Origin of the sequence: Shewanella sp. 6_MG-2023, from assembly GCF_030547195.1 — a bacterium.
GTDB lineage: Bacteria > Pseudomonadota > Gammaproteobacteria > Enterobacterales > Shewanellaceae > Shewanella.
On sequence record NZ_JAUOQU010000005.1, the window covers coordinates 55,748 to 68,030 of the forward strand.

Annotated in this window: 10 protein-coding genes and 2 tRNA genes; 4 read left to right on the plus strand and 8 right to left on the minus strand. The window is 39.4% G+C overall.

Annotated features, from left to right (window positions below; translation table 11 throughout):
* Window positions 1–10 precede the first annotated feature (10 nt).
* The 3 genes from Q4533_RS04555 to Q4533_RS04565 form a co-directional block, all read right to left on the minus strand.
* Window positions 11–84, minus strand: a tRNA-Cys gene (locus Q4533_RS04555).
* A gap of 18 nt (window positions 85–102) precedes the next feature.
* Window positions 103–178, minus strand: a tRNA-Gly gene (locus Q4533_RS04560).
* A 316-nt stretch (window positions 179–494) separates the two neighbouring features.
* Window positions 495–1,931: a glyceraldehyde-3-phosphate dehydrogenase gene (locus Q4533_RS04565; RefSeq protein WP_303502091.1), complete on the minus strand. Its 1,437-nt coding sequence runs from the start codon at window positions 1,929–1,931 to the stop codon at window positions 495–497.
* Between the two features lie 200 nt (window positions 1,932–2,131).
* On the opposite strand from Q4533_RS04565, the gene Q4533_RS04570 reads away from it, so the two are divergent.
* On the plus strand, window positions 2,132–2,962 hold the full coding sequence (locus Q4533_RS04570) for a DUF2989 domain-containing protein (RefSeq protein ID WP_102519548.1): 831 nt from the start codon (window positions 2,132–2,134) through the stop codon (window positions 2,960–2,962).
* Window positions 2,963–3,197: 235 nt separating this feature from the next.
* Window positions 3,198–4,208 (plus strand): type I glyceraldehyde-3-phosphate dehydrogenase, encoded by a 1,011-nt coding sequence (gap, locus tag Q4533_RS04575; RefSeq protein WP_102527304.1) that lies wholly within the window; start codon window positions 3,198–3,200, stop codon window positions 4,206–4,208.
* A 104-nt stretch (window positions 4,209–4,312) separates the two neighbouring features.
* Here the strand turns inward: gap and nadA are convergent, their stop codons facing one another.
* The 5 genes from nadA to astE form a co-directional block, all read right to left on the minus strand.
* Window positions 4,313–5,380 (minus strand): quinolinate synthase NadA, encoded by a 1,068-nt coding sequence (nadA, locus tag Q4533_RS04580; RefSeq protein ID WP_102435409.1) that lies wholly within the window; start codon window positions 5,378–5,380, stop codon window positions 4,313–4,315.
* A gap of 114 nt (window positions 5,381–5,494) precedes the next feature.
* Window positions 5,495–7,090, minus strand: a complete 1,596-nt coding sequence (locus tag Q4533_RS04585; protein ID WP_303502094.1) for a dihydrolipoyllysine-residue acetyltransferase — start codon at window positions 7,088–7,090, stop codon at window positions 5,495–5,497.
* Window positions 7,091–7,099: 9 nt separating this feature from the next.
* On the minus strand, window positions 7,100–8,077 hold the full coding sequence (locus Q4533_RS04590; RefSeq protein WP_102435413.1) for an alpha-ketoacid dehydrogenase subunit beta: 978 nt from the start codon (window positions 8,075–8,077) through the stop codon (window positions 7,100–7,102).
* A 2-nt stretch (window positions 8,078–8,079) separates the two neighbouring features.
* Window positions 8,080–9,258: a thiamine pyrophosphate-dependent dehydrogenase E1 component subunit alpha gene (locus Q4533_RS04595; RefSeq protein ID WP_102435415.1), complete on the minus strand. Its 1,179-nt coding sequence runs from the start codon at window positions 9,256–9,258 to the stop codon at window positions 8,080–8,082.
* A gap of 149 nt (window positions 9,259–9,407) precedes the next feature.
* Window positions 9,408–10,439: a succinylglutamate desuccinylase gene (astE, locus tag Q4533_RS04600; RefSeq protein ID WP_303502156.1), complete on the minus strand. Its 1,032-nt coding sequence runs from the start codon at window positions 10,437–10,439 to the stop codon at window positions 9,408–9,410.
* 173 nt (window positions 10,440–10,612) lie between these two features.
* Between astE and msrA the strand changes: the two genes are divergently transcribed.
* Entirely contained in the window at window positions 10,613–11,092 is a 480-nt protein-coding gene (gene msrA, locus Q4533_RS04605; RefSeq protein ID WP_102435417.1) for a peptide-methionine (S)-S-oxide reductase MsrA, read from the plus strand.
* A 156-nt stretch (window positions 11,093–11,248) separates the two neighbouring features.
* Complete coding sequence (gene trxB / locus Q4533_RS04610) at window positions 11,249–12,202, plus strand: thioredoxin-disulfide reductase (RefSeq protein ID WP_102435419.1); 954 nt, start codon at window positions 11,249–11,251, stop codon at window positions 12,200–12,202.
* Window positions 12,203–12,283: the final 81 nt, after the last annotated feature.

Below are 12,283 nucleotides of genomic sequence, written 5' to 3' on the forward strand. Positions count from 1 at the left end.
AACAAAATTGTGGAGGCGCGACCCGGAGTCGAACCGAGGTCGACGGATTTGCAATCCGCAGCATAGCCATTCTGCCATCGCGCCGCAATTCATTTAATGAATTGGAGCGACATATCGGGTTCGAACCGATGACCTATACCTTGGCAAGGTATCGCTCTACCAACTGAGCTAATGTCGCTTTACAGAATCAATAACAAGGTGTTGTCGTTGACTTCGGAATGCATTTTTACTGTTTTAAGCAATTCTGTCAATGAAGTTTTATAGTTTTTTCGTTGTTTTTAGTGCGTTTGTCGCATAAATAAACGCATCGAATAAATATTAACTGAACTTGGTTAAAAGCTATTCAGTATGAAAAATCTTAATTTGAAAAGACTGGGCTATTTCAGCTGAGAATATTCAAAAACTGCAATGTGATAATGGTTTGCTAATAAAAAAGCACTTCAAAGAAGTGCTTTTAATAGGTGAATTGCGCTTAGGCATTAATTAGGTTCTGTTTATGCGCTCGGTAAAGACAAAGTCGTAATACCCAGCATTTTTTGCATAACGCCCACTACCTGACAGCTATAACCAAATTCATTGTCATACCAAACATACAAAATTGCACGTTTACCTTCTGCAATTGTTGCTTGAGAGTCAACAACGCCTGCATAACGCGAGCCCACTAAATCACTAGAAACAATCTCAGTAGATTCAGTAAAATCAATTTGATTACGCAGATCTGAAGTTAATGCCACATCTTTGAGGTATTCATTTAATTCGTCACGGTTTGTTTCACCGTTTAAATTAACACTAATGATAGCCATTGACACATTAGGTGTAGGTACACGTATCGCATTGCCTGTAAGCTTACCTTCTAGCACAGGTAACGCTTTAGATACGGCTTTAGCAGCACCAGTTTCAGTAATAACCATGTTTAATGGCGCACTACGGCCACGGCGATCAGCACTGTGATAGTTATCAATCAAGTTTTGATCGTTCGTATAAGAGTGAATAGTTTCTACATGGCCATTTTCAATACCGTACTTATCATTAACCGCTTTTAGAACCGGTGTAATAGCATTAGTAGTACAACTAGCAGCAGAAACAATGATGTCTTCTGGTAAAATGTCATTTTCATTGACACCATAAACAACATTTTTAATGGCGCCTTTAGCTGGTGCCGTTAACAGAACCTTACTGGCACCTTTACTCTTAAGGTGCAAACCAAGGCCTGCTTCATCTTTCCAAATACCGGTATTATCAACAACCAATGCATCATTTATACCGTATTGGGTATAATCGACTTCATCAGGTGAATTAGCATAGATTATTTGAATGTAAGTACCATTGGCGATTAATGCGTTGTTCTCTTCATCAACTTCAACTGAGCCATTGAAAGAACCATGCACCGAATCACGACGTAATAAGCTGGCGCGTTTTTCCAAATCGCCTTTCTTGCCACCACGAAGTACAATAGCACGAAGACATAATTTGTTGCTTTGACCGGTTTTTTCGATCATCAGGCGTGCTAATAACCGCCCTATTCGACCAAAACCGTATAGCACGACATCTTTAGCGGCAACATCATCACCAAAATTTATGCCCGCTTCTAAAGCGTGAGTCATATAAGATTGAATTTGTGATGCATCAGAGTGTTCACGCCAGTAATTAATGGCAAGCTTGCCAATATCGACTTTACAATGCTTAACTGACAACTTACTTAACGCTTCTACAAATGGGAAACTTTCGCGTAAACGTAACTTATCGCCAATGTGACGACGAACTAAGCGATGCGCTTTAATAATTTCTATTGTTGATGCGTTTAAAAGTGGTTTACCAAAAATTAAGACTTCAACGCCTTGATTACGGTATAATTTCCCAAGTAAAGGCTGCATAGCCTCAGCCATTTCGAAACGTTCTTGCCAACTTTGTAGGTGTTTATCAGCGCTCATTAAAAAGATCCTTTATCTCATATTTCGGCTTTGTCGCAGAAAGAATTGAGTAACAGAAAGAAAAGACCAATAATCAGATTATTGTAGGGTTATCCCTTATTAGTCGCCGTCATTGTAATGAAATTTGACGCATTTCACCAGTAAGAAATTTTTACTAAACCTGTAATTTTATTAGAAAAAATCACCATGCGGAGCCAGTTTTGAACAAAAGTTTAGTAATAATTACATCATTTTCTTTATTCGCTGCATTATTCGGCCTTTTCGGTTGTGATGTTGGTCGAAATAGTGCCGCCATATGTAAAAAAAATCCTGAACTTTGTGCCGATTTACACCAAGATAGTTGGTGTTTAGTAGAAAAAGGCGACTTAATTCGCAGTCGTTACCAATTAAAGCAGATAGAAACCCCTTCAGGAAAGTTACTCTATGAGCAACTCATCAAGCTTGAGTCTTATAGTAAATGCATCGAACTTGCTGCCGGGGTTAAACATGTTATTAATACTCACCGTACTGAAGATCGAGAACGTGCTTATGCTATTAGTACCCAAAACTTAGCCCAATTAAGAGAATCTACTCAAGATAACCCAGATCTTTATTTGGCTTACTACCGCTGGACCACTTTTAATGATGGTGATTCACGAGATGCTGTCATCGCCGCAGAACAATCTGGTGAAGTTAATGAAGTTTTCATGTTGTCCCACATTGCCAGTTATTATTTAAAAATAAATACCAGCCAATCAAAAGCACTGTATTTATCACTTTTAGCTAACTCAAACGCAGAAACTTTGGATCCAGACTGGCTTTTAGGTTTAGCGAGCATTTATCGACGTGAACAAAATTCACAAAATGAATACTTGTTTACCAAAGCCAATTTGTTGATGAGTGATTATGTGGCTTCTGAGCAGAGGCTTTTAGCCTTAATTGGCAATAATAAAACCTTGGCAGCCCAATTAGACCTCGATGCGCAAATGTTAGTTAATCAACTTTCCTTAGGTCAATTCGATATCAGCCAATTTAAAACGCGAATTGATTAAAAAACTAGCGCGTTATTAACTACAATGAACACATTATATTTTTCACTTATTTGTTGACGACTTACAAAAAAACACAAAAAGTGTGTGATATATTGAATTCTGTAAATAAAATACAGACATTTGACGCTTAAATTGCCATTTTTCGGCTTTTTTACTTGACGAAAATCGTTAATTTGGTAATTTTACTACCACATGATTTACGAAACAGATTTTATAATCACTTGAGGGATATGCAATGACTATCCGTGTAGCAATTAACGGCTATGGCCGTATCGGTAGAAATGTTTTACGTGCGCTTTATGAAAGCGAAAAGGATTACCCAATTGAAATCGTTGCACTCAACGATTTAGGTGATGCTTCAATTAATGCTCACCTTACCAAGTATGATTCAGTTCATGGTCGTTTTAATGCTAAAGTTGATCATGATGATGAAGCCATCTACGTTAATGGCGATAAAATCCTGACTTTTCAAGAACGAGACCCTTCTAAATTACCTTGGGCAGAATTAAACGTTGATGTTGTTTATGAATGTACTGGTATTTTCACATCTAAAGAAGCAGTACAACCACATTTAACAGCTGGCGCTAAGAAAGTTATTATTTCTGCTCCAGGCAAGAATGTTGATGCAACTGTTGTTTACGGCGTGAACAATGAAGTGTTAACCAGTGATATGACTGTTATTTCAAATGCTTCATGTACAACCAACTGTTTAGCTCCTTTTGCGAAACCGTTGAATGACTCTGTTGGTATTGAATCTGGTTTAATGACTACTATTCATGCTTACACCAATGATCAACGCTTATCAGATGTTTACCACACTGATTTACGTCGTGCTCGTGCAGCAGCAATGTCTATGATCCCAACGCAAACTGGGGCAGCTGCTGCTGTAGGTTTAGTGGTTCCTGAGCTTCAAGGTAAGTTTGACGGTTTAGCTGTACGTGTACCGACAGTTAACGTATCTCTTGTGGATCTAACTTTCCAAGCGTCTCGTGACACCACAGTTGAAGAAATTAACCAGATAGTGGCAGATGCAGCAAAAACTTCACCATTGAATGAAGCGCTTGCTATTAATGTTGAACCTTTAGTCTCTATCGATTTCAACCATAATGCATTTTCTTCTAACTTTGACGCGACTCAAACACGTGTTAATGGTCGACTTGTTAAAGTAATGGCTTGGTATGATAACGAATGGGGTTTCAGTAACCGCATGTTAGATAATACTGTTGCATTAATGACAGCTAAATAATTCATAGCAGTCATTTGACTAATATGAAAAAGCCCTGCAATTGCAGGGCTTTTTATTGTCTGTCATTTAGCTTAGTAATACTAAGCTAAATCTTACAAACTTAATTAGGCGTTGCCTTTTACTTTCATATTAAGGGTTTGAGCAAAATTTAGCATTCTATTAAGTGGCACTAACGCATCATCACGTAAAGCGTCATCAACAAACACTTCATGGGTTGTTTTATCGACACTACTGAGCGATGCTTCAATCGCTTGAAGACCATTCATAGCCATCCAAGGACAATGGGCACAGCTTTTACAAGTGGCGCCATTACCGCCTGTTGGCGCTTCAATAAGTGTCTTACCCGGTGCAGCTTGTTGCATTTTATAAAAAATGCCGCGATCGGTTGCTACAATGAATTGCTGATTGTCCATAGTTTGTGCAGCTTTAATTAACTGACTAGTTGAACCTACAGCATCAGCTAACGCTACCACATTTGCTGGTGATTCTGGGTGAACTAGCACAGCAGCATCTGGATATTGTATTTTTAATTCACGTAAGGCTTTTGCTTTAAATTCGTCATGAACAATACAATCACCTTGCCACATCAGCATATCGGCGCCAGTTTCTTTAGCGATATAACTGCCTAAATGTCTATCTGGGCCCCAGATGATTTTCTTGCCTTCACTATCTAAGTGTTCAACGATTTCAAGGGCGATACTTGATGTAACAACCCAATCTGCACGCGCTTTAACAGCGGCAGAGGTGTTAGCGTAGACCACAACGGTATGATCTGGATGAGCATCGCAAAATGCCGAAAACTGCTCAATAGGACAACCAATATCAAGTGAACAGGTGGCATCTAAAGTAGGCATTAGAATGGTTTTTTCAGGGCTAAGAATTTTAGCCGTTTCGCCCATAAATTTAACGCCAGCAACAATTAACGTTTTAGCAGGATGATCACGACCAAAGCGTGCCATTTCTAAAGAATCAGATACGCATCCACCTGTCTCTTCTGCTAAGGCTTGAATTTCAGGATCAGTATAGTAATGTGCAACAAGAACCGCATTTTGTTCTTTTAAAAGCTGTTTAATTTTTTGTTTATAATCAGCCTTTTCGGCTTCATTTAATACAGCGGGTTTTGCGGGAAAAGGATATTCGATTGAAGCGATATTCGGTGCCGAAGTGATCATTTTGATTCCGAGAAGTTACAACGTTTGAGTATTATACAAAATCGGCCCATAAAATTAAAGGACGCTTTCGCGTCCTTTCGTGTAACTGGGTAACCTATTTTGAAGGTGAAGGAATTAGCGCATGGCTAATAACATCTCTTGAGGTTGTTCCAGATAGAGCTTCCATAAATTACAAAAACGGGCAATGGTGCCACCATCAATTATGCGATGATCGCCAGACCAACTAACTTGCATTATTTTACGCGCTTCAACTTCACCGTTTTCATTAAAGCGCGGTAGAGTTTGCAGTTTACCTAACGCTACAATGGCTACTTCAGGTTTATTGATGATTGGCGTTGCCACTGTGCCACCGAGTGCACCAATATTAGAAATAGAAATCGTGCCACCTTTAAGATCTGCAGGTGAAACGCGGCCACTACGAGCAACAGTGGTTAAACGAGTAATTTCAGCAGCAACTTCTAGAATAGATTTGTTTTGCACGTCTTTTACATTAGGTACTAACAAACCAACTTTTGAATCAACAGCCATACCTATGTTATGAGAAGCTTTATACGTTAGCTCAGTACACTTGGAATTGACCTGGCTATTCAGCACAGGGAATTCATTGATGGCTAACGACATTGCTTTCATGAAAAATGGCATCATTGTTAGCTTAACTTCATCAGTAGAGTAGCGTTGCTTCATTTCGGCGCGCAAGGCAACTAGATCTGTTAAGTCAAACTCTTCACAATAGGTAAAATGCGGAATGGTCGAAACAGACTCCACCATCATTTTCGCCATAACCGCTTTAACACCTTTGATAGGTTCGACTTTATCAGTAGCGCTTGACACGGTCGTCGCTGGCGTGACTGCTGGGGCTTGGTTATTGACCACAGGAGTAGAAACTGTCGTAGATTTAGGCGTCGCTGCAGTTAAGTGGCTTTCAATATCTTCTTTATAGACACGGCCACTTTTGCCTGTTCCTTTCACATCAGCAATATTGATATCTAAGCTGCGGGCTAAACGTCGCACTGCAGGACTGGCTAATGCTTTGCCTTGTATAACAGGCTCAGGTGAAACATCTAAAGCCACTTGGGTTGCTGGAGCATCATCTACAAGGGTATTTGCTACTGAGGTAGATTCAACTTCGATGGCAAATAAAGGTTCATGTACTTTTGCAAGCTGGCCTTTTCGATAATGAAGTTTAACAATAGTGCCATTTTTTATTGCTGGAATTTGAACCAAAGCTTTGTCTGTCATCACATCAGCAATAGGTTGATCTTCAACCACGCTATCGCCTTCTTCGACTAACCACTCAACCAGTTCACACTCTACAATACCTTCACCAATATCTGGCAATAAAAACTCTTCAATCGCTTTACCTGTAACAGGGGCTTGTGGCGTATTTTGAATCGAGGCATTGCTAGGTGTATGGCTTGAATCATTTTTTACTTCCGCCGCTGTCGAAATGACAAAAGGTTCGGCAGCAGTTGCATCCATATCTACGGCATAAAGTGGTGCATGTACTTTAGCAATATCGCCTTTGGCATAATACAGCTTAGTAATTACGCCACCATGTGGTGCAGGAATTTGCACTAAAGCTTTATCGGTCATGACATCAGCGATGGGTTGATCTTCAACGACTAAGTCGCCTTCTTTAACCATCCAATCGACAAGCTCACATTCAACAACACCTTCACCAATATCCGGCAAAATAAAATCTTTAATCATATCTTGCTCCTAGAAATTAACTGATGCTTTAATGGCTTCGAATGTTTTAAGCTCATCTGGCATGTATTCTTTTTCAAGAATAAGCGGGTATGGTGTATCTAAACCACATACTCGGCTAATGGGTGATTCAAGACTTAAGAAACATTCCTGCTGAATTGTTGCTGCAATTTCACCAGCAAAGCCACCTGTTAACGGCGCTTCATGGTTTATTAATAACCGACCCGTTTTCTTAACTGAAGCAGCAACGGTTTCTATGTCCCAAGGTGCCAGAGTGCGCAAATCGATAATTTCAGATGAAATACCCTCTTTTTCAGCCATAAGCGCTGCTTTTTCAAGGATCTCCATTTGCGCGCCCCAACCTAGTAATGTGATATCAGTTCCTGATTTAACCACTTCTGCTTTACCTAGCTCGATTTCATAATCGCCAGCGGGCACTTCGCCAACTGAAGCACGATAAAGACGCTTAGGCTCAAAGAAAATAATTGGATTAGGGTCACGTATAGAAGCAAGTAACAGCCCTTTTGCTTGCTCTGGGTTACGTGGAATGACAACTTTTAAACCAGGCGTTTGGGTAAAGTACGCTTCTGGAGATTGCGAGTGATAATGGCCGCCTGCAATACCGCCACCATAAGGGGTTCTAAAAGTCAGTCCGCCAACATCAAATTGATTACCACTGCGATATCTGAATTTTGCTGATTCATTAACGATTTGGTCAAATGCAGGGAAGATATAATCAGCGAATTGGATCTCTGCCACAGCAGTCATGCCATTTGAGGCTAAGCCATTAGCAAAGCCAGCAATACCCTGCTCGGTTAACGGTGTATTGAAACAACGATCACGGCCGAATTTTTCTTGTAGTCCAGATGTCGCTCGAAAAACACCACCAAAGTGTCCAACATCTTCACCAAATACCACCATTCTTTCATCCGCGGTCATCGCAATTGATAACGCATCATTAATGGCGTGTAACATGTTCATTTCAGCCACGATTAAATTCTCCCTGCACTTTTAGGATACGACTTAGGATATTTTTTAATATGTTGTTTTAAATCAGCTAATTGTTTCTCTAAAGCAGGTGTTGGTTTATCTAATACATCTGTGATTAACAAGTCGATATGCGGTAAAGCCACTTTTTCTGCCACTTTAACGGCATTAAGTACTTCTTCTCGGTATTGTTCATAAGCTGCAGCATCATCTTTTTCGTTTAACCAATCTTTATTGATCATCCAAAGTTTAAAGCGCTTAACAGGATCATGTTGCTCCCACTTAGCTTCTTCTTCTTTTGAACGATAACCCGATGGGTCATCTGAAGATGAATGTGCACCTAAACGGTACGTCATCGCTTCGATGAGTACTGGCGCATTATGTTCTAACGCATGAGCTCGAGCTTGTTGAGTTGCTGCGAGTACCGCAAGCATATCGTTACCATCAACACGAATAGTGTGCATACCATAACCAACACCACGACTGGCAATGCCATTACCTGCAAATTGCTCTTCAGTTGGCGTTGAAATCGCGTAACCATTGTTACGACAGAAAAAGATCGTTGGTGACTTTAAAACTGCAGCCATATTTAGGCCTGCGTGAAAGTCACCTTCTGATGCTGCACCTTCGCCAAAATAACAAATAGCAACGTTACGTTTGCCTTGTAATTTAAAAGCATGTGCAACACCGGTAGCTTGTGGTATTTGAGTCGCTAGTGGTGATGAAATTGTCTGGTAATTTAATTCTTTACTACCGTAATGAATTGGCATCTGTCTGCCTTTACCTAAATCTTTTTCATTACTGAACATTTGATTCATAAATTGTTCAGTGGTAAAACCACGATATCTAAGTGATGCATGCTCTCGGTATTGCGCCAATATGACATCACCGTCATCAAGTGCAGCAGTACTGCCAATGATAGAGGCTTCTTCGCCAGTACAAGTCATATAAAAACTAATACGACCTTGCCTTTGAGCACTTAACATACGTTCATCTAATACTCGGGTAAAAACACAAGTATCATGTATACGTTCAGCCAAGGCTTTATCAATAACGGGCATGACGGCATTTTCGTAAGTTGTGCCATCAGCTTGTAGAATTTTTAAAATAGGAATGTGCAATGAAGCTTTGTCTAAGAAGCTGACACGATGCACTGTTTCATTAGTCAGTGTTGCGTTGCTCATATTGTGCTCTTGTTATTTGTAGCCTTAAAAATAAAGCGTAATTTATTATATGCGAACGAACATTACGTTAACGTAAACTTACTATCAACTAATGTTCATTCCACTTAGTGAATATCCTGTCATATATAATGTATATTTAGCTTTACAACTTATTGAATGTCTTCATTAGGTGCTGGCACTAAACATAATACTGTACGTTGGCCCACAGGTACATTTTCATTAGGAAAAACGATAGCTTCGTATGGATAAATGACCTTAATCTCAGTGTCACCTTCCGTTGCTAATACATGATTTTGCTTGAACCCAGAAAAATTTACCGTTGTCTTATCAAAGGTGAATTTGAAATCATCAAACTGCTTGTTAATGGAACGAGACACTTTATATAAGTGAAGTTTGTCTTTATCAAAAGGAGCTAGTTCAACTTGTTGTTGAGTTATCAACTGCAAAAGCATCTTTTTAGTATTGGCAAATTTTAACATATCATTCTCGCCAAAAGGCATCACTTTACCCAGTTCGACTGTAAATGCATCGGCTTTGAATTGTTCTGATGAATAATAGCTAAAAGTAGTGGTAGGTTCATGATGGAATAAAATGGTGTCAACATCACAACCCGCTAAAAACATAATTTGATCAGCACTAAAGCTACGTCCAGGCCTGTAAGGATAAATCGCAAATTTCTCATGTTTAGACGGCTTTATCGCGGTGTGTAAGTCGTAATGTATTCGTTGTGAGCTATTATTTTGAAGATAAAAATTAGCTACATATTCCTCTAATTTTTTTGCTCTAACTCTTTCTTTATTTGATAAACCTAAACCGGAAGAATGTGCCCCACTGAACAAACGATTCATATTCTCTTCTACAAAGCGTGTTTGGCTGAGTATGGAATCTGGATTGCCAATTATAAACAGGACTCTTTGTTTTGTAACGATTGTTTCTTTTAATAAATTATTTATGAGTTCGTTACAGATTTCAATAGGTGCTGTTTCGTTACCATGTATGCCACAAGATAAAACAATGTCTTTAGTCGACCCTTGAGCTGGATTAAAACAAATAATCCCGTTATCTAAAATCGTAACTGTTGTTTTATTTGACAATTCAAAGCGCTGTTCTGGCACCTTGTTATTAATGTTAGTTAACGTAAATGCTAAAAAATCTTTGTCATCCATTAATTGTTGAAACACGCTGACTCCTTGATGCGGCTTTAAATATTGAATGGTTTCAAACGGTAGTCGGATTCTATCACATTTAGGGGAAGCTAACGTTAAGTAACATTTAACAGAGTGTAAATCTTTGCTTGCATTATTTATTAGAATAAATATACTTTTAGCCATCTAGACTTCTTTACGGGTATCGTATGACTATAGCAACTTTTGGTGCAGGCTGTTTTTGGGGCGTTGAATATTTTTTTAAACAAATAAATGGTGTAGTTGCAGCACAATGCGGTTATATGGGGGGAAATGACAAATTTCAGACCTACGAGCAAGTGAAAGCGGGCGTAACGGGCCATGCAGAAGTGGTACAGGTTGAGTTTGACGAACATATCGTTAGCTATGAAGAGTTGTTGACCGTTTTTTGGCAAAACCACAATCCAACCACTCTAAATATGCAAGGTGGTGATATTGGCAGCCAATATCGAAGCACTATTTTTTTCCACAGCCAAGAACAAAAATTATTAGCAGAGCAATCTAAATTGTTGCTAATTCAAAGTGGTAAATGGGGATTACGACAAATTGTAACTGAAATTGTACCGGTTCAAACCTTTCATCCGGCGGAAGAATACCACCAAAACTATCTAGAAAAGAATGGCTTACCAAGTTGTCATATTAGTTATTAGCATGTAAAAGTCTAATGCGATAAGTCCTTGGTGTCTTTTGTGTACGGTATCGATTGCCTCAATCTATATCTTGGAGCAATCGCTACTTTACCCCACCCTGTAAATTCCCTACAATCCATGCAAATTGCTTAAAGCATGTAATGGAGAAATAAAAAAATGAGTCAAGCTCGTCATATTAACCTGTTAATTTTAGGTTCTGGCCCTGCTGGTTATACTGCTGCAGTTTACGCAGCACGTGCAAATTTGAAGCCTGTCATGATCACTGGGATGCAACAAGGTGGTCAACTGACTACGACTACTGAAGTTGAAAACTGGCCAGGCGATGCTAATGGCTTAACCGGTCCAGCATTAATGGCAAGAATGCAAGAACATGCTGAAAAGTTTGATACTGAAATTATCTTTGATCATATTAATGAAGTTGATTTTAGCCAGCGCCCTTACCGATTAAAAGGAGACAATGGTGAGTTTACTTGTGACGCATTAATCATTGCAACTGGTGCATCTGCCAAATATTTAGGCCTTCCATCTGAAGAAGCATTTATGGGCCGTGGTGTATCAGCCTGTGCTACCTGTGATGGTTTCTTTTATCGTAACCAAAAAGTGGCTGTAGTTGGTGGTGGTAACACTGCTGTTGAAGAAGCGCTTTATTTAAGTAATATTGCTTCTGAGGTGCATTTAATCCACCGTCGTGATTCTTTCCGATCAGAAAAGATCCTGATCAACCGTCTGATGGATAAAGTTGCTAATGGCAATATCATCCTACACTTAGATCAAACTCTTGATGAAGTCGTCGGTGACAACATGGGTGTTACCGGTCTTAAAATGAAAAGCACTAAAGATGAGTCAATTTCAGATTTAGAGGTTGCTGGCGTTTTCATTGCGATTGGTCATAGCCCAAACACCGGTATTTTTGACGGTCAACTTGATATGAACTACGGTTACATTACCGTCAACAGTGGCCTTCAAGGTAACGCAACTCAGACAAGTGTTGAAGGCATTTATGCTTGTGGTGACGTAATGGATCAACATTATCGTCAAGCTATTACTTCAGCAGGATCAGGTTGTATGGCTGCGTTAGATGCCGAGCGTTACTTAGACGCACAAAAGTAGAATCGTCACTTTGTAATCTACTAGTTTACACATAGTGAGCTAGTAGCGACAAGCCATCCATTATTGTGATGGCTTTTTTCT

What these genes read in the sequence shown, in the direction of transcription:
- Q4533_RS04585 (WP_303502094.1), bottom strand. Translation starts at nt 7,090, where the DNA reads ATGATTAAAGATTTTATTTTGCCGGATATTGGTGAAGGTGTTGTTGAA.
- gap (WP_102527304.1), top strand. Translation starts at nt 3,198, where the DNA reads ATGACTATCCGTGTAGCAATTAACGGCTATGGCCGTATCGGTAGAAAT.
- Q4533_RS04565 (WP_303502091.1), bottom strand. Translation starts at nt 1,931, where the DNA reads ATGAGCGCTGATAAACACCTACAAAGTTGGCAAGAACGTTTCGAAATG.
- Q4533_RS04595 (WP_102435415.1), bottom strand. Translation starts at nt 9,258, where the DNA reads ATGAGCAACGCAACACTGACTAATGAAACAGTGCATCGTGTCAGCTTC.
- msrA (WP_102435417.1), top strand. Translation starts at nt 10,613, where the DNA reads ATGACTATAGCAACTTTTGGTGCAGGCTGTTTTTGGGGCGTTGAATAT.
- trxB (WP_102435419.1), top strand. Translation starts at nt 11,249, where the DNA reads ATGAGTCAAGCTCGTCATATTAACCTGTTAATTTTAGGTTCTGGCCCT.
- nadA (WP_102435409.1), bottom strand. Translation starts at nt 5,380, where the DNA reads ATGATCACTTCGGCACCGAATATCGCTTCAATCGAATATCCTTTTCCC.